Source organism: Vibrio aquimaris (assembly GCF_009363415.1).
GTDB classification, from domain to species: domain Bacteria; phylum Pseudomonadota; class Gammaproteobacteria; order Enterobacterales; family Vibrionaceae; genus Vibrio; species Vibrio aquimaris.
Window position 1 is genome coordinate 3,075,773 of the sequence record NZ_CP045350.1, and the last position, 15,654, is coordinate 3,091,426.

Sequence of the window (15,654 nt, forward strand, 5' to 3'; positions counted from 1 at the left end):
GTTTGTTTAATGGGAAACAACAATAGAATCAATAGGGATAATCGATGAAATTTTTCAGAGAGGCACTTGACCGTTTTTACACCAATTATTAGAAGAGCAGCCTGCAAGGGAATGCCCCAAAGTGGGTTACAGGTCGAGGTTCGAACAAAGATGAACTGGTAGCTTTAATGTAGAAAAACTTATGGTTAACGAGAAGTAAAACCAGTCCGTGAGTTTTCACAGAACCTTCATTTTCACTACATTAATAGTCATTATGCAACGGTGCACTATAGGTTAAAAACTGTTACGATCTTTTCACGATCAGTTGAAAGGATAAATATAATGACAACAATTGCTTACCTAACCATAGAGAGTATTGAAGGCGGCTTATTATCGATGGCTTGTAATACCCCAGATTCAATGGGTAATGGCTATCAAAGTGGCCATGAAAACGAGATTACAGTTCTGGGCTTTTCGCATAACATGTCATGGGAAAATCGTTCAGTGCACTCACCTATTCAGATCGTTAAAAAAGTGGATAAATCGAGTCCACTAATATCACAGGCATGCTCAGATGGAGTTGAATTGAAGTGTCAGCTTACTTTCTATCGCAATTCTCCTAGAGGCGGTACACAAGAAAAGTTTTACCAAATTGACTTAATTGGCGCTTTGATTAGAAATGTAAATATCGAAATGCCCAACGTGGCTCATTTTGGTGATTCTGAAATGCAAGAAGTTGTCGATATCGCATACCGAGATATTCACTGGAAACACCTAGCAGCAACTACAAATGGCTTTTCCTCATGGATGAATGGGCTTGCCAGTATAAAAGATGGCTTGGGTATGTAAGTATGTCAGGTTCAAGGGAAGGCTTAGACGAAAACTACTGGCTTTTAGAACAAGAAGCAAATCAATTTATAACCGCTACATTATTACAACTCGCACAGTTAAAGCTTGAGCGCCAAGTTCATTCCAAAGCTGTCCGTGAGTTTAGTCAGGCTGTTAGCAGTATTTTAAAGGCATATCAAAAACAGTCTATAAGTTATGAACAAGCCAAGCAGTTATTCAAAAACCTCAAACTGGGGTTTATTGATGGTGTTAGAGCTATTAAAACGTCGCAAAGACACAGAAAAATTCGTGGGCAACAAAGACTCTCTCAGGATGGAAGTTATCGCCGAAATATGACGGTAAACAATCAATCGTTTAACGTTAGATTTAAAGCTCGTTGTGCCACTCCAGAATGTTTAATGAGAGGAGCAAACTTTGACCTTCAGGATGATGCATTTCAGGACTATATTGAGGCCGCTACGCAAGATAAACGATCGGATGTGATGACAGTCGTCAACATGACCTTGATTGCTGCGCCATACCTCAAACCTCTTGAACTGCTGTCTCATATTGACAATGTTTACACCATATATTCTGATGAGACCTTAAACCCCGCATGGGCCTATGCAGCAGGGAAAGGTGCAGCATACAGATTAAATTTACTTGGCATACCCAAAGCCATATCATCAAGGGTGGAGAATGCCACAGCATTTACTACGGGTAGCATTTTAAATGAAGCTAACTAACGATAACGTACTCAAGCTTTTCAACGCATTAACAGCCTTCAAAATCTGCATCGTGATAGCCTGTTTCTTTTACGAACCAAAGGCCGCTGGAATAGCGGCTGGGCTTTGGGGGCTGTCCTTTATTGCATCTGAACTACATATGAGGAATTACTTCAAAGGAAAACCAATGATGAAGTTCGGTACATTGACCGAGGAAGACCCAGATGACGTAGATTCAATAAGGAACACATATTATTTGAATATATTTATCGTTCTTCTTGTCTTTATCTTCATGGTTTTGACGCTTATCAGAGCGATCTCTTAGGTTAGAAATTGAAGATATTCCCAGACAATAACAACATTGAAGCCAGACTTAACATGACATTGGCCGCAACGGTAGTCCTGTTGATGATTAGTTTGGTTTTGAATGGAGTTCAAAGCTCATTACCGATTCTTGCGCTTTTTGCGTTCTCTTTCTTACACTCAGAACTCCACCTTAGAGCTTACGCTAAAGGAAAAAAGATGGTCAGGTTTGGAACCATCTCAGATGTAGAGAATGAAGAGCAAGAAGCAAACTCATACAAAAATCACTTTGCTACAGTATATGCCAGTGTGGTGCTGACTCTTGTCTTTATTATATTTAAACTAGCACAATAGCTGTCAAAAAGCCTTCCATGACGGAAGCTTTCCCCCTTACAAAGGAAGGAAGTGCATTAAGCAGGAACATGATATTGCGTTTTTATGCAATGAGTCATTAGCAAGTAACAACTACTATTTTGATTTAGGAAACTAACAATGAAAAAAATAGGATTAGTAATCTATGGAGCAGCTTATTTACTCCTCTCATTGTTCAATATGGTGACGGCAATTTTAGCGGGCGCTATTTCTGTTGGGTTTTTGGTTAGTATTGGATTTACAACTCTGTATTTAATTGGATTTTATGGTTTTCTTTTTAAAAAACCAATTTTCACTCCCAAAGTATGGAGAAACTTATTTTACTTACAATGCGTTGCTTTAATACTACAGTTTACGCCGGTTCTATTTGAATTCAGTAGTGAATTGTTAGCTATCAATGGACTAATATTAATAGTAACTCTACCTATGCTTGTATGTTTGTATAGATATAGCTCTCCAGATAGTGAAATCTGGATTTCGGCTTCAGAGCGAGCAAAGGTTAGTCAAATAGAAACACTTCTAGCAACAACAGATGTAATTTCTGCTTCTAAGACGATGGGAGAAAAGACAACAACCGTTACGATGAGCAAGGCGGCGGGTTGCTATATCGTCCATATAAAGCGTGTTTCTACAGAAATTGAGTCTTTCAAAAATGAATTCATAACATTAAATCGAGCCGTTGAGTTTGTTGAGAAGTACACATCAATAAGCTCTGAAGAGTTGGTAGCCTTACAGACATAGCGAGTTTCTTTCTCTTATGAGTTAGTTAGGTTCGCACGATAACTCTGGCTAACTCTTGCCCCAAAATCATCCAGCATCCGATTCCTGACCACTTTCTCATGTCAGTTTTTGACCTACATATACTAATAGTGGATTATGAGCTTAGTTGGACATTTGCGACTAGACAAACATGCTCTGTAATCTGGAAGCATAATGGAGAATAAGACTTATAGAACAGTATGTTGCTATGGTGTCTGTATTTTCTAAAAATATTAGATGCTGAAAAGACACTCGTATACCACAAGGAGGTCAACTTGACTTGTGTAGAGGTTTTTACCTTAATTAAAGATTTAGCTCTGACTGGAGCGGCTGTCTCTGGTGCGATTGTTGCGATCAAAGGTTTGGGAACGTGGCACCGCCAACTAAAAGGTCAATCTGAATATGAATTGTCGCGGAGAATACTAGTTAGCTTATTCAAGTATCGAGATGCGATAAACGGAGTACGAGATCCTGTTATGCTTTCGCATGAAATACTGCACCCATCTGAAGATGATGCTAAGAGTATGAGTCCGAAAGAAATTGATTATTATGGTATCTCGAAAGCCTATCAGAACCGGTGGAAGAAAGTTCAGGATCAACGTACAGCTTTGTATGCTGATCAACTTGAAGCGGAAGCTATATGGGGTGATGAACTAAACACACTGTTCAAAACTATTTATTCTCTAGAACATGAATTATTAACACATGTTCGCCACTATCTCGTTTTGATGAACCCTAAAGCTAATGAGGGAAAAAAAGACGCCATCTATCGAATAGATCAAAAGAAAAGGGATATCATGTATGACGAATTAGGAGAAGAACCTGATGAGTTCAAGCACGAGTTGCTAGAAGCAATAAGACACGTTGAAAACTATTTGAAACCTAAGCTGCGTCATGAAGTGGTATAACAATTCAATGCAATTGACGCGGTCAAGCTTCACAATTGCGGTATAAAGTTTTTAAAACGCTTTGGTTACAGCGCAATGCGCAATTGATTGGGGTGTTATATGGCAATCAGAGTTAGGAGTTTTTTTGATAACTGAACGAATAAAGTTTTGGGCTTTGGCTTATTTTGCCAAGAATGCTTGTCCAAGTCGGTTCTCGCTTTCTAGCGAAGTTGCAAAGAACAATGATTTTTATGAGACTAATGTATATTTCCCTCAAGGGACAGTAGAACAGTTAAATTCAATGTCCAAAGAACGAGTAGGGAGTCAGAAATTACTATATAGGTTTATCCCTCTAAAAAATGGATTGCAAGCTAATAAATTGATTAAGGGTTACAGGTTCTTAGATGACAACCAGACTATTGAATGCTTTGTATCAGAAGCTGCACTGAAACATGCTCGCATTGATGTTACATATTACTTAGGCTATTGGAGAGACGAAAACACTCACTGTACACCAGCTAGGCTTGTACAAATGGTTTTATGGCGCAAATTGCGCCTAATGTACATGGGTATTTTCTTTTCAAAGGTTCGTCAAAAGCTTCGTTCTTGGCGTATTTCTAAAAGGCTGCGTACACCTTTGCGCTCGAAGTACGAAATATACGAGTGCCTCATGTCTAGTGATAAATTTTTAACCAAAGGGACTTTTAATAAAAGTGATTTAGTTGAATTGTTTTTGGGTCAAAAAAGCATATTTGACTATGCGCTTCACAGGAAATTTTCACAATCGCTTGATTGGATCTTGGAAGCATGTGTAGAAGATGGAGAAATTGTCAGAGTCGGTCATGCCAATGACTCTAATCCTCTATACAAAATGAAAGGCAAAGGTATTCATTACTTTACTCAGACCAAAGAAAATATACGAAACGAAGAGCATCAAAAAGAAATTCAAAAGACACAAGTCAGTATCCAGAATAGGATGTTGTTTTTAACTTTTTTACTTGTCATCGCAACGTTTATGACAGCGGTTGACAAGTTTGATGAGACCTTAGAGGTTATCTATAAGTTAGCTGACTGGATAACAAAGTTATTATCTTTAGGGTAAGCCATATAACAAATTCCCAAGGAATCAACAACTTTTTCTAATCTGACAGAAACGCTGTAGAGCATCAGTTCTAAACGTTACTGTCCAAGAATGTGTTTGGAAGTGATCTGCGATTTTTGTGATCACCAAGCGATTCTGTCGTACCATTATAAAATGGGTATTTAATTGTTGCGGGCAAACTTTATTGTCTCTACACCCATTGCCCTGCCACAAAGCCTGAGCTCCAGCACCATTGGAAATTATAGCCGCCAAGCCAACCTGTCACATCCACTACTTCGCCAATAAAATAGAGGCCTGCTATGTCTTTACATTGCATCGTCTTGGATGAAATATGTTCGGTACTCACACCGCCCAAGGTAACTTCTGCGGTGCGATAGCCTTCTGTGCCATTGGGCATGATGCGCCAATTCTCAAGTTTCTCAGTGACTTCTATTAGCTGTTTAGAAGTGAACTGCTTTAGTGGCTTATCTGTGAGAACTTTACGCTCTATCAGAACCTCTACTAAACGCTTGGGCAGCACTTTAGCTAAGGTATTTTTCAAACTCTGGTTGGGGTGCTTTTCAAGATTACTCGCCAGCAAAGCATCGACATCGACATCAGGAACCAAGTTAATCGTAACCGCTTGTCCTGCCCTCCAGTATGAGGATATTTGCAGCACAGAAGGACCAGATAAACCTCTGTGGGTAAACAGCAAAGCTTCTTTAAATACTGTGCCATCTTGGGCAGTAATTTCAGCATCGACGGCAATACCAGACAACTCAGCAAACGCTTCTTTATCCTCTTTGTGAAGGGTAAAAGGCACAAGGCCTGCAGTAGTTGGTTCGATGTTTAGGCCAAACTGCTCAGCCACTTTATAGCCAAATGGCGTTGCACCAAGCTTTGGCATTGACAGGCCACCAGTCGCGATGACTAGTGAATCACACTCAATGGAATGGGTGTTTACATCAAGCACAAAGCCAGACTGGGTCTTTTCGATATGATGGACATCTTGTTGGTAGCGCTGAGTAACAGTGGGCAAATCGCACTCGGCTAAGAGCATCTTAACGATATCTTTTGACGTGTAATCACCAACGCAAAACAGCTGGCCATGGTCGCGTTCTTCAAACTCAATACCATGCTTGCTGACCATGGCAATAAAGTCCCAATTGGTATATTGAGATAGCGCAGACTTAACAAAATGAGGGTTTTGGCATAAAAAGTTGCTCGCCGACACGTCATAGTTAGTGAAGTTACAACGACCACCACCTGCGATGAGAATTTTTCGACCGGGCTTTTTAGCATGATCCAGTACCAGCACATTACGACCACGTTTACCTGCCTCTGCCGCACACATTAAACCCGCAGCGCCCGCTCCGATAATGACAACATCAAACTTCTCTGTCATAACCTTTCTCAACTTAAACCCAATAAAAAAGGATGTGCATCTAGCACATCCTTAGCCAATTGGCGCTATTCTACCCCCAATTAGAGGCCTTGCCAAATTATCCAGCTACAGAATCATAGCTGCAAAGAGGGTTACTCCGAGTAGAGAACTCGATAGAATAAACAGCTCCCTTACTCTTTCACACTTGCCGGTAAAGATTTCATCATGATGATGGTGGTACTCTTTACTCTTCAAATAATGATAAAGCCTAACCTGCTTAGTCACGTTACCATGAGCGGTGAAGAATCCGCCACCATCAACTTGCTGATAAAGCAAGGGGTGAGCTTCGCGCATAATGTATATGAGAGAACGTAAGGCGGTTAAGTATCTGGCCATGTTGACCAAGGTGATTAACATTAACGTGAATAAAATCGTATCAGCTGTGATCATCTTTTCCTCCCTACATCTTCATCAGAAGCCCAGAAAGAAAAGACGATCTGCCTAGAAAGTCTTATGCTGAAGCTTATTCAGCGGGGGCATCCATGATAGAAGATGAACCTTCTTTCGCCAAAGCTGCTAAATCTTTGTCAATAAAGAACAGGGCTTTACCGTCTTCACCAACAAGATCAAGCTTGTCTATGATCCCTTTAAACAACTTCTCTTCTTCGTGTTGTTCTGCGACATACCACTGCAGGAAGTTGAAAGTTGAGTAGTCTTGGGACGTAAAAGCGACGTGGGCAAGCTTATTGATGTTCTGAGTTATCATTTGCTCGTGTTCATAAGTCTCACGGAATACGTCACCTAAACTGGCAAACTCATGCTTAGGGGCTTCAATTGCACCCAAAATTGGCATGGCGCCTGTTTCACTTACGTAAGTAAAAAGTCGCTGCATGTGCCCCATTTCTTCAACCGCGTGTGCACGAAGAAACTCGGCGGCACCTTCAAATCCTTTGTCTTCACACCAAGCACTCATTTGTAAGTATAGATTGGATGAGAAAAATTCGAGATTAATTTGCTCATTCAGTTGATCAACCATCGCCTGTGAAAGCATTTCTTACTCCTAATTAACTTGATTTACTTCAATGAATCTTATCACTACCACACCTTAACACTTTGACGAGTGAATGTGGATCTGAGATCACCTCAACAAAAACATTTACATCATAATGCTAACCTATCAACAGACACTAAAATGGAGAGTTCACCATGAGTTATCAGCATATATTAGTTGCCGTAGACCTGTCAGAAGACAGTAAAACACTGGTCGATAAAGCCGTTTCCCTAGCCAAACCACTCGGCGCTGAAGTGTCTTTTATCCACATAGATGTCAATTATGCCGAGCTCTATACAGGACTTATTGATATCAACCTCGCCGAAACCCAGCATCAAGCTATCGAAGCCTCGCAGCAGCAGTTACAAAACTTTGCCAAGCATGCCAACTACCCGATTAAACATACCCTAGTAGGCAGTGGTGACTTAGGCAATGAACTGTGCGATACCATCAGAGAGTTTAATGTTGATATCGTAGTTTGTGGCCACCATCAGGACTTTTGGAGCAAGCTATTATCTTCAACCAGACAACTCATTAACTGCTCTCCTGTCGATATGTTGGTCGTGCCACTTAATGACTGACCCTGCTTGGTTTTTGGTATAGACTGCTGGCCATTTATTGATAATGAGTATTGATTATGGCTTACCTGTCTGCCGTCACACTTTTGTGGGCATTCTCATTTAGCCTGATCGGTGTATATCTCGCTGGTCAGGTAGATTCTTGGTTCTCTGTGCTAATGCGTGTTGCTTTAGCAAGCTTGATGTTTCTTCCATTCTTAAAATTTAGGGGAGTAAATAAAAAGCTGATTGCCAAGCTTATGACAGTTGGGGGCATCCAACTCGGTTTAATGTATTGCTTCTACTATCAATCTTTTCTTTTACTCTCTGTACCAGAAGTACTGCTGTTTACTGTGTTTACCCCAATTTATGTCACTCTGATCTACGACTTACTCAAAGGGCGTTTTTCACCTTGGTATCTGGTTACCGCGATTATCGCCGTTGCTGGAGCCGCGTTGATTAAGTTTGCTGGAATTAATGAAAACTTTCTACTTGGCTTTCTGGTGGTTCAGGGAGCAAACCTTTGCTTTGCTATTGGTCAAGTCGGTTACAAATACATCATTGAAAATCAGCCTGTAAACCTATCTCAGCATACGATCTTTGGCTATTTCTACCTCGGTGCTCTGTGCGTCGCTGTCGTTGCGTTCAGCTTACTCGGTAACATAGAACGCATGCCTACCACCAACACACAGTGGGGCGTGCTTATTTACCTTGGCATTATGGCCTCTGGATTGGGTTATTTTGGCTGGAATAAAGGGGCAACCTTAGTCAACGCCGGTGCGCTAGCAGCAATGAACAATGCCTTGGTTCCAGCAGGACTGATTGTCAACATAGTCATTTGGAATAGAGACGTCGATTTAACTCGTTTAGCCGTGGGCGGCGCTGTTATCATGCTGTCACTATGGTTTAACGAAACTTGGGTAAAACGCAAAGTAGCACTCAGTTACCAATCTTAGCAGCAACGATATTAGCTCTCCCTATGGAGAGCTTTTTAATGCATGTTACTCGCTTGTAAGCTGGTCTTTTTGAGATCAGAAAACTGAGTCACATCAAGACAAGCTATTAACTTAGCTTCCCGTTTTAATAACTTTCTCTTTTTCTTCGCTAGCTTAAGTAGTTGCTTTTGCTGCTTATATTGCTTTTTCAGTGCCTTTTGAGCCCTTTTAATCTCTTTAGTACTGGTATATTCAAGCAAGCATTCTGGGGAGATATTAGGCTTGTCGTTGGCCTTTTGTTTGGCCTGTTCAATAACCTTTTTCACCACTTGGGATTTATCTTGCGCCGCAGAAGCGGGCTGGTTATCTGGCGCATTATGAGGGGATAGCGTCGAAATGGATGTGGGCTTACAGAGTGCCGCCTTGTCTGCTGAGCAACGCGCACACGAGCGACAGACAAACTTAGGCTCAGCCACCAAACGATAAATGTCACTCAATCCATCGGCAATTTGCTTGCGGTTCATCTTACACAAGCTTTTAGTCATGCAAACACTCCAGACAAGAATACGAATAATTCTTACTATGATATACCCATATCAGAGTTTAATGGCAAGCATAAAAGTAAAACTTGAGGCCGTGAGTCTAAGTTAGCTCATTGACGCGTTGACATAGACATCAAAGCGATTTTTTTTGGTTTCAATTGCCATGGTCGGCTTTTGCTCTCCTAACCACTTGGCATAGTCAGGACGTTTGACCACAACTCTTTTTTTCGCCATGGCTAAAGCTGGAGACAGCAAGTCATCGGCATCGAGATCAGCACCAACAAGAGACTGAAAGACGCGCATTTCTTTTTTAACCAATGCTGATTTCTTTTTCCCTTCTGGGTGTGGATACATGGGGTCTAAATAAACCACATCAGGCCTATCAAGATTGGAATCATTAACAAGTGATTCGAGTGCACTATGGCTGGAAGTATGATTCAACGAAAGACGCTCACTGACCCAATCACCTATTTCAGGATCACGCTTGGCACGCATTAATCCATCATCAAGCAAGGCTGCCACGACAGGATTACGTTCCAGCATCTGGACTTTACAACCAAGCGAAGCGAGCACAAAGGCATCTCGCCCAAGCCCAGCGGTTGCATCCAGAACACTTGGTATAGCCCCCTTATTCATGCCTATCGCTTTGGCAATCGCCTGCCCTTTACCACCACCAAATCTTCGCCTGTGAGCAGCTGCACCACCAGCAAGATCAACATAAATAGCACCAAGCTTAGGTTCATCCGTTTTTCTTAACTCCAACCGCTCAGAGGTTAAAACCAAAGCAAAAGGACTTTGCTCATCATGCGTAAGCCCCCATCGAAATGACAAATCTTTCAATTGTTCATTGAGGCTGAAGTCTTCGCTGATAAGTTGTAGCTGCAAGTGTTGGCTCCAAAGTTGAGTTCGAAAAACAGGCGGGCAAGTGTAATAGATTTCGTCTTGGGTGACTATTTTTGATTGTCCGATGCAAGCAGTTCGTCAACCAGAGTGGGCAAAGGTTTGGGAATGCCAATTAAGTATCCTTGGGCATAATCAACCCCAAGATCAATAAGCATATCGAGAATTCTGTTGTTTTCGACAAACTCGGCCACCGTTTTCTTACCCATCTGCTTAGCCAAATCATTGATAGATCGAACCATGAGGCGATCCCCATCATTGACATCAATCTCGCGTACGAACAGACCATCAATCTTGACAATATCAACCGGCAACTTTTTAAGATAGCCAAACGAGGATAGCCCTGAGCCAAAGTCATCGAGCGCTATCTTACAGCCAAGCTCCTTGAACCGAGTGAATAATGCAATCGCCTGCTTCATGTTGCTCATTGCTGCAGTCTCTGTAATTTCAAGGCAAATCTTACTACATGGAACTCGGCTAAATTGCAGCTTGTTGAGTAAAAAGCTGATAAATTCTTGGTTACCTATAGAGTGCCCCGACAGGTTAATCGAACACATCCCCAGGTGCTCTAGAGCCTCTGGGTTTGCTTCAAACCAATCGAGAGCTTGAGTAACTACCTGTTTATCAAGCAGCTGTGCCATGTTGTAGCGCTCAGAAGCAGGCATAAAGATACCCGGTGCGATATATTCACCTTCAGCGTCTCGAATACGGATCAGTATTTCAAAATGCATCAGAGGCTCATTGTCATCCAAAGCCAAGATTTGCTGGGCGAATAACTCGATTCGATTGTTAGCAAGAGCGTCATGAACAAAGCTAACGCATTCCATTTCCTGCTCTCTGCGACGAAGATCTTCATCATCTTGGCAGTAAAGATTAAACCTGTTACGCCCTTCCTCTTTGGCTGCGTGGCATGCTGTATCGGCTTGCGCATGCACCATTTGGGGAGACTCAGCAGTATGGTCTATCAAGCGAATACCAATTGAGCAGGTCAAGTTTAATCTAATGTCATCCCAAACAAAGTGTTGATCACTGAGCGCCCAAATAATCGAGCTGGCAACGCTTGTTGCATCTCGCTCAGTGCAGTCTTTGAGTAATACCGCAAACTCATCTCCACCCATACGAGCAAGGATAGCGTTATACGGCAATACCTCTTGGAGCATACTGGCACAAAATTGAATCGCCATATCTCCTGCTTCATGACCCGCGGTATCATTTAACACCTTCAATTGATCGAGGTCCAGATAGAGCATGGCATGGGTTCGCGTATAACTTTCCACTTCAATCAGTGCTTTTTCTAACTCGGCTTCAAACTGATTCCGGTTATAGGTACCCGTGAGTAAATCATACCGCGCCTGATATTCGAGTTGCTCCGCCAAATGCTTAGTTTCGGTAATGTCTTCACCAACAATCAATAAATGCCCAGTTTCAACCAATGGTCGTATATTTTCACGAATCCATATTGCATGGCCATCGGCATGACGATATTCAATCTCGCGTCGCCAAACGCCACACATTGCTTGCTTGGGTTGGAGTAAAACCTGCCTTGGCGTGACCGCATCTGAGTGCCAATAGAACTCCACCAGTCGATGACCAAGCAAGCGTTCAGGTTCATAACCAAGTAAGAGTTCAGAAAAATGATTCACTTGCTGAACACAATTATGCTCATCCAAAGTAATCATCATCACAGGTTGCTGGTCATAGTAATGACTTAGATTTGCTTCGCGCTGAAATAACTTCGTCTCAGTAATTTTTCGCGACGTAATATCTCGCGCTTCAAAAAGATAGTTAACTCCTTGGCCATTATCAGGTAAGGGTTTAAGCGCTATTTCTAGGACCATTGCACCTTGCTCTGAATGCCAAATCTCAGCTTCAAATTGGGCACTTTGTTTGGTATCTTCTTTGTCGAAGTAATGCTTTAAAAGCTTCGCTGAGTTCGTTTCCCAGTGCTGGTGTTGCCAAATTGGCTGATCAACGCTGTAGTCTTGATGATAAAGCAGCTCTTGAAGTTTACTGTTGCAGGAAACCGCTCGGCCGTAACCGTCCAAAAGGCCAATAAAGTGATAGCTTTGGTCAAATACCATTTCAATGAGCATCTGACTTTCTCTTGCTATCGACTCACTTCGTTTTAACCGGCTCAAATAGTACACCAACGCCATGATAATCAAGGTCAAAAATACTACAACACTGACAAATATCTTCAGCTCACGCTGATAGCGAACGGTAAAAGGTATAGGCTTATTAAATAAAATGGTCGACACTTCACCATCAATCCCCAAATCCCATTTCTTAACCGCTTGGTAGTCTAGTTTTATTTCTGGCGTGCCCATTTCAACATTAGGCATTTTCTTGGAATTAAAGTGCAATACTTTAAGGAGCTGGTTGGCCGTTTGCTGGCCGTGGGTTCTTCCGCTTTGAATAAATCCGCCTACCGCCCCCTTACCTAAACCCAAATCGTGGACAAGGTAGATAGGCGCCCCAGACGTACGATTAAGCTCTTGCCATTGTGCCTCTTCAGTGATCCAGCCATTTTTATCTCTGTGGTACATACAAAATAAGATACTGCTCGATTTATCCAAGGTTTTCGACAGGTCTATTAACTCTTGATAACTTTCAGGAGTAATTTGCTCAACGATACGCTTATATTCGGGGTTGACGGTTAAAAATTCGGTCACTTGCAGGCGCACAAGCTCTCCAGAAACAGAATAATCGCTGACCACGTAGATTTTCTTAACTTCGGGTTGAATACGCTCTATCAGAGCGATATTGCTGTAAATATCGATATCTTCGATCACTCCCGTCGCTCTTAATTGAGAATGCATATTCGGGCTGTAGTGATTTATCCCACCAAATATTACTGGTGTTTCACCGACTTCTGATGCTAAACGTTGCATCAGATCAAGCGCGTTATTATCACTAACAACAATTGCAGTAAAGGCTTCTTGGCTTAACTTGGTTTTATATAACTGATAAAGCTGTTCTAAATAGGTGGGATCTTGTATCCGCTTTGAATCGAGGTATTCAACTCTCAAAACTAAATGATCATCTTGCAACACATCTTCCAACCCTAGCTGGAAAGCGTCGGTCCAAAAAAAGCCTTGGTGATATGAATGCACCACGAGGACATCTTTACTTGCACCATGAGAATGCGAGAGCGCTGCATAAAATACCGCTAGAAGAATAAGACAAAAGCGCACTAAAATAGCTCTCATATTAAGGTGGCAATTAATCTAATAGTATCACTATTGGTGATAATTTGAACTAGAGACCAATATTAAGTTGAGAACCTAATGCAAGCTCATAGCACTAAGATGGATGATTTAGATAGAACTATTTTAAAAACTTTAATGGAGGATGCCAGAACACCCTATGCGGAAATGGCTAAGCAATTTGGTGTCAGCCCGGCCACCATTCATGTTCGAATTGAAAAAATGAAAGCGGCTGAGGTGATACAAGGCACAGAGGTTATCGTGGATACTAAAAAGCTCGGCTACGATGTTTGCTGCTTTATCGGTATCAACTTAAACGCAGCTCGTGATTATCATTCCGCCTTAGAAAAATTAAACGCATTAGAGGAGGTGGTTGAGGCTTACTACACCACAGGAGCCTACAATATTTTTGTTAAGTTGATGTGCCGATCTATCGAGGAGTTGCAGTTTGTACTCATTGACAAGTTACAGGCAATTGACGAAGTTCAGTCAACGGAAACATTGATCTCGCTGCAAAACCCAATAAACAGGAACGTAAATCCATAATAATTGCCCGTTTGCTGTGGGCAATAAATTAATTAGATTCTAAATATTTCTTTAATTCATCAACTGAAATGCCTTGCTCGGCAATAGATTTTGCGATGGAGGCAACTTCTTCACCTTTTCTATCTTCAATGACTTGTTGAAACTGGAAGATAATATCGCGCAACATATGCAAAGGAACTTGTTTAGCAGCGCTACGGATGCGCTCACCGCTTTGATTGCCTAATTCATTGAGTAATTTACCAAACATGACTTTTTCTGGAGAATCTTCTAGTTGCTCCAGCACACGAGCCATTTCATAAGTTGTCATCGACATCGAAGTTAAGTGTCCACATTGTTATTAGAAGTGAAGTTTAAATATACAATGTTTTTTTGGTTGTTCAAAGCAATTAGATCAAGTTAAGCCAAGGTTGCATGCCATTTTCTACCCGTTTTACTCAACAAAATAAAAACACTTGGCACCACAATAAACATTTGCAGAGCGATCATCACATGAGGTTGCATATCTAGCCTCTGCATTAGGGCAACAACTAGGCCGGAACCACTCATTTGAAATAGCCCTAACAATGCAGCTGCCGTACCTGCTTTATCTCCAAACGGTGCCAAAGCTTTACCAGCCGCACCACCGAGGATAAAAGCGAAACTGGCGGAAGATAAGAAAATAGGCAGCATAAAGGCCAATGGGGTTTGGTATTGCGCTAAAAATAGCATCAGTATTCCGCCTATACCTAGTATCAAAATCCCAGTAACCAGCGCATTATAGGTACCATATTTGTCCATAAATTTAGGCGCGCTTAAACAAGCGGCAATATTTACCACAGCATTAATACCAAACCAGAGCGTAAAATTATTCATACTAAGCCCTAAGCCTTCAATTAAAACGACTGGAGCAGAGGTAACATAGGCTAATATCACAGCCATTGAAAACATACACAAGCAGGCATGAAACAAAAAGGACGGCGTATTTAATACTGCCATATAGCGACTGGCTCGAAAAACAGGCTCGCAACTTGGTTTAGGATTTGTCTCCTTCATAGCTACAGCCAAGACTAAATATACAAGCACACCAAATAAAACCATAAATGAAAAGTTTGTTCGCCATCCAAACTCTTGCGTCAGCCAACTGCCGAGAATGGGCGCCAAAGCAGGAATAAAACAAATCGCACCATTTAGGTAACTGATGACTTTACCGCTTTTGTTTGGTCCAAAGATATCGCGAACTGTTGCAAAGGCTGCTACCGATGTAGCACATGCACCCAAGCCTTGTAGCAGTCGAGCCAATAGCATCCACTCTATCGTCTGAGCTCCCCACGCCAATAAGGCGCTCAATGCGTAGATACTTACTCCTCCCAATGCAACAGTTCGACGCCCTAGTTTGTCTGCTAAAGGACCGGCAAATAGTTGACCAAGCCCCATAGCAAACAAGAACCATGTAATTGTATCTTGAATCAAAGCATGCTTGACACTGAAAGACTCAGCCATCTGCGGCAGTGCTGGCAAATAAATATCAATAGCTAGTGGGCTAAAAAGCACCAATAACACCAAAAGAACAATTTGCATTTGGTTACCATTATTTGCGGCAGCATTTGACATAGATTCTGA

General features: G+C 41.7%; 18 protein-coding genes. 10 read left to right on the forward strand and 8 right to left on the reverse strand.

The annotated features are described in order from the left end of the window. Positions 1-321 precede the first annotated feature (321 nt). From tssD to FIV01_RS14300, 7 genes are all read left to right on the forward strand, one after another. The gene (gene tssD, locus FIV01_RS14275) at positions 322-828 is read left to right on the forward strand and encodes a type VI secretion system tube protein TssD (protein ID WP_152431567.1); all 507 of its coding nucleotides are present in this window, start codon (positions 322-324) and stop codon (positions 826-828) included. A 2-nt stretch (positions 829-830) separates the two neighbouring features. Continuing rightward, on the forward strand, positions 831-1,553 hold the full coding sequence (locus FIV01_RS14280) for a hypothetical protein (protein ID WP_152431568.1): 723 nt from the start codon (positions 831-833) through the stop codon (positions 1,551-1,553). Further along, positions 1,540-1,857, forward strand: a complete 318-nt coding sequence (locus FIV01_RS14285; protein WP_152431569.1) for a hypothetical protein — start codon at positions 1,540-1,542, stop codon at positions 1,855-1,857. Before FIV01_RS14280 ends, FIV01_RS14285 begins: the two co-directional genes overlap by 14 nt. Positions 1,858-2,054: 197 nt before the next feature. Next, positions 2,055-2,189, forward strand: coding sequence for a hypothetical protein (locus tag FIV01_RS20885; protein WP_281361323.1), 135 nt, complete (start codon positions 2,055-2,057; stop codon positions 2,187-2,189). 138 nt (positions 2,190-2,327) lie between these two features. After that, positions 2,328-2,948: a hypothetical protein gene (locus FIV01_RS14290; RefSeq protein WP_152431570.1), complete on the forward strand. Its 621-nt coding sequence runs from the start codon at positions 2,328-2,330 to the stop codon at positions 2,946-2,948. A 293-nt stretch (positions 2,949-3,241) separates the two neighbouring features. Then, complete coding sequence (locus FIV01_RS14295) at positions 3,242-3,874, forward strand: hypothetical protein (RefSeq protein ID WP_152431571.1); 633 nt, start codon at positions 3,242-3,244, stop codon at positions 3,872-3,874. 124 nt (positions 3,875-3,998) lie between these two features. Further along, entirely contained in the window at positions 3,999-4,955 is a 957-nt protein-coding gene (locus FIV01_RS14300) for a hypothetical protein (RefSeq protein ID WP_152431572.1), read from the forward strand. Positions 4,956-5,145: 190 nt separating this feature from the next. Here FIV01_RS14300 and FIV01_RS14305 read toward each other — a convergent pair whose 3' ends face one another. From FIV01_RS14305 to ftnA, 3 genes are all read right to left on the reverse strand, one after another. Then, the gene (locus FIV01_RS14305; RefSeq protein WP_152431573.1) at positions 5,146-6,339 is read right to left on the reverse strand and encodes a BaiN/RdsA family NAD(P)/FAD-dependent oxidoreductase; all 1,194 of its coding nucleotides are present in this window, start codon (positions 6,337-6,339) and stop codon (positions 5,146-5,148) included. A 105-nt stretch (positions 6,340-6,444) separates the two neighbouring features. Beyond that, entirely contained in the window at positions 6,445-6,768 is a 324-nt protein-coding gene (gene uspB / locus FIV01_RS14310) for a universal stress protein UspB (protein WP_114787651.1), read from the reverse strand. Between the two features lie 73 nt (positions 6,769-6,841). Next, positions 6,842-7,369 (reverse strand): non-heme ferritin, encoded by a 528-nt coding sequence (gene ftnA, locus FIV01_RS14315; protein WP_114787650.1) that lies wholly within the window; start codon positions 7,367-7,369, stop codon positions 6,842-6,844. 155 nt (positions 7,370-7,524) lie between these two features. Here ftnA and uspA point away from each other — a divergent pair, with 155 nt between their 5' ends. Together uspA and FIV01_RS14325 are read left to right on the forward strand one after the other, a co-directional pair. Beyond that, entirely contained in the window at positions 7,525-7,950 is a 426-nt protein-coding gene (uspA, locus tag FIV01_RS14320; RefSeq protein ID WP_152431574.1) for a universal stress protein UspA, read from the forward strand. A 56-nt stretch (positions 7,951-8,006) separates the two neighbouring features. Continuing rightward, positions 8,007-8,882 (forward strand): carboxylate/amino acid/amine transporter, encoded by an 876-nt coding sequence (locus FIV01_RS14325; RefSeq protein WP_152431575.1) that lies wholly within the window; start codon positions 8,007-8,009, stop codon positions 8,880-8,882. 35 nt (positions 8,883-8,917) lie between these two features. Here the strand turns inward: FIV01_RS14325 and FIV01_RS14330 are convergent, their stop codons facing one another. The 3 genes from FIV01_RS14330 to FIV01_RS14340 form a co-directional block, all read right to left on the reverse strand. Further along, positions 8,918-9,406, reverse strand: a complete 489-nt coding sequence (locus FIV01_RS14330; protein ID WP_152431576.1) for a hypothetical protein — start codon at positions 9,404-9,406, stop codon at positions 8,918-8,920. 102 nt (positions 9,407-9,508) lie between these two features. Further along, a complete protein-coding gene (locus FIV01_RS14335) occupies positions 9,509-10,288 on the reverse strand; it encodes a class I SAM-dependent methyltransferase (protein ID WP_152431577.1) in 780 nt (259 codons plus the stop codon). Positions 10,289-10,353: 65 nt separating this feature from the next. Continuing rightward, positions 10,354-13,497 carry a bifunctional diguanylate cyclase/phosphodiesterase gene (locus tag FIV01_RS14340; protein WP_152431745.1) on the reverse strand — a complete coding sequence of 1,048 codons (3,144 nt, stop codon included), beginning with the start codon at positions 13,495-13,497 and terminating at the stop codon, positions 10,354-10,356. Positions 13,498-13,590: 93 nt separating this feature from the next. On the opposite strand from FIV01_RS14340, the gene asnC reads away from it, so the two are divergent. After that, on the forward strand, positions 13,591-14,055 hold the full coding sequence (gene asnC, locus FIV01_RS14345) for a transcriptional regulator AsnC (RefSeq protein ID WP_152431578.1): 465 nt from the start codon (positions 13,591-13,593) through the stop codon (positions 14,053-14,055). A 28-nt stretch (positions 14,056-14,083) separates the two neighbouring features. Here the strand turns inward: asnC and tsrA are convergent, their stop codons facing one another. Further along, positions 14,084-14,368 carry an H-NS-like global regulator TsrA gene (gene tsrA, locus FIV01_RS14350; RefSeq protein ID WP_152431579.1) on the reverse strand — a complete coding sequence of 95 codons (285 nt, stop codon included), beginning with the start codon at positions 14,366-14,368 and terminating at the stop codon, positions 14,084-14,086. A gap of 83 nt (positions 14,369-14,451) precedes the next feature. Beyond that, entirely contained in the window at positions 14,452-15,612 is a 1,161-nt protein-coding gene (locus FIV01_RS14355) for a multidrug effflux MFS transporter (protein WP_415846758.1), read from the reverse strand. Positions 15,613-15,654: the final 42 nt, after the last annotated feature.

Coding starts and splice junctions, on each gene's coding strand:
- tssD (WP_152431567.1), top strand. CDS start 322: ATGACAACAATTGCTTACCTAACCATAGAGAGTATTGAAGGCGGCTTA.
- FIV01_RS14280 (WP_152431568.1), top strand. CDS start 831: ATGTCAGGTTCAAGGGAAGGCTTAGACGAAAACTACTGGCTTTTAGAA.
- FIV01_RS14285 (WP_152431569.1), top strand. CDS start 1,540: ATGAAGCTAACTAACGATAACGTACTCAAGCTTTTCAACGCATTAACA.
- FIV01_RS20885 (WP_281361323.1), top strand. CDS start 2,055: ATGGTCAGGTTTGGAACCATCTCAGATGTAGAGAATGAAGAGCAAGAA.
- FIV01_RS14290 (WP_152431570.1), top strand. CDS start 2,328: ATGAAAAAAATAGGATTAGTAATCTATGGAGCAGCTTATTTACTCCTC.
- FIV01_RS14305 (WP_152431573.1), bottom strand. CDS start 6,339: ATGACAGAGAAGTTTGATGTTGTCATTATCGGAGCGGGCGCTGCGGGT.
- uspB (WP_114787651.1), bottom strand. CDS start 6,768: ATGATCACAGCTGATACGATTTTATTCACGTTAATGTTAATCACCTTG.
- ftnA (WP_114787650.1), bottom strand. CDS start 7,369: ATGCTTTCACAGGCGATGGTTGATCAACTGAATGAGCAAATTAATCTC.
- uspA (WP_152431574.1), top strand. CDS start 7,525: ATGAGTTATCAGCATATATTAGTTGCCGTAGACCTGTCAGAAGACAGT.
- FIV01_RS14325 (WP_152431575.1), top strand. CDS start 8,007: ATGGCTTACCTGTCTGCCGTCACACTTTTGTGGGCATTCTCATTTAGC.
- FIV01_RS14330 (WP_152431576.1), bottom strand. CDS start 9,406: ATGACTAAAAGCTTGTGTAAGATGAACCGCAAGCAAATTGCCGATGGA.
- asnC (WP_152431578.1), top strand. CDS start 13,591: ATGCAAGCTCATAGCACTAAGATGGATGATTTAGATAGAACTATTTTA.
- tsrA (WP_152431579.1), bottom strand. CDS start 14,368: ATGTCGATGACAACTTATGAAATGGCTCGTGTGCTGGAGCAACTAGAA.
- FIV01_RS14355 (WP_415846758.1), bottom strand. CDS start 15,612: ATGCAAATTGTTCTTTTGGTGTTATTGGTGCTTTTTAGCCCACTAGCT.